Origin of the sequence: Bradyrhizobium australafricanum, from assembly GCF_020329495.1 — a bacterium.
GTDB classification, from domain to species: Bacteria; Pseudomonadota; Alphaproteobacteria; order Rhizobiales; family Xanthobacteraceae; genus Bradyrhizobium; species Bradyrhizobium australafricanum.
In genome coordinates, this window is the sequence record NZ_JAGKJL010000214.1 from 1 (window position 1) to 643 (window position 643).

Annotated in this window: 1 protein-coding gene; it reads left to right on the top strand. The window is 65.2% G+C overall.

From position 1 onward, the window contains the following. Positions 1-58 precede the first annotated feature (58 nt). A partial coding sequence (locus J6525_RS46635) for a helix-turn-helix domain-containing protein (RefSeq protein ID WP_225649636.1) occupies positions 59-643 on the top strand: 585 nt, incomplete at its 3' end.

The window sequence follows — 643 nt, forward strand, 5'->3', positions numbered from 1 at the left end:
AATGAAGCAGGAACGAATCACTAGAGGCTCGTCGTGGAGTGATCCACGGGGGCAGGTGATGAAGACGCCGGATGACGTGGCGGAGATGTTGCGCCTGAGGGCGTGCGGATGGGGGCTGAAGCGCATTGCGCGCCAGCTGGGCTGCAGCCATCACACGGTGAAGGATTATATTGCGGCGGGCGGGGTGAAGCCGTTCAAGTCGCCCGAGCGGCTGAAGCGGCTCGACGGCCTTGAGGGTTGGCTGCGCGAGAGGTTCATTCGCCATCGCGGCAATGCGGACGTGGTGCGCCAGGACCTGCTGGCCGAGAAAGGCGTGACAGTCAGCCGGCGAACGCTGCAACGCGCGGTGCAGCCCTATCGTCAGGCGCTGAAGGCGGAGGCGCTGGCGACGATGCGGTTCGAGACGCCCCCTGGCCGGCAGCTGCAGATCGACTTCGGAGAGCGCCTGGTCGAGATCGGCGGCGCGAAGATCAAAGCATTCGTGTTCGTGGCGACGCTCGGACATTCGCGGCGGGTACATGTGCGTGCGTTCCGGGCCGAGAAGCAGGAGCACTGGTTCGCTGGGCTCGAGAGCACATTCACCACCTTCAGCGGTGTCCCGGAGGAAGTGCTGATGGACAACCCGCGCGCACTTGTGGTGCGC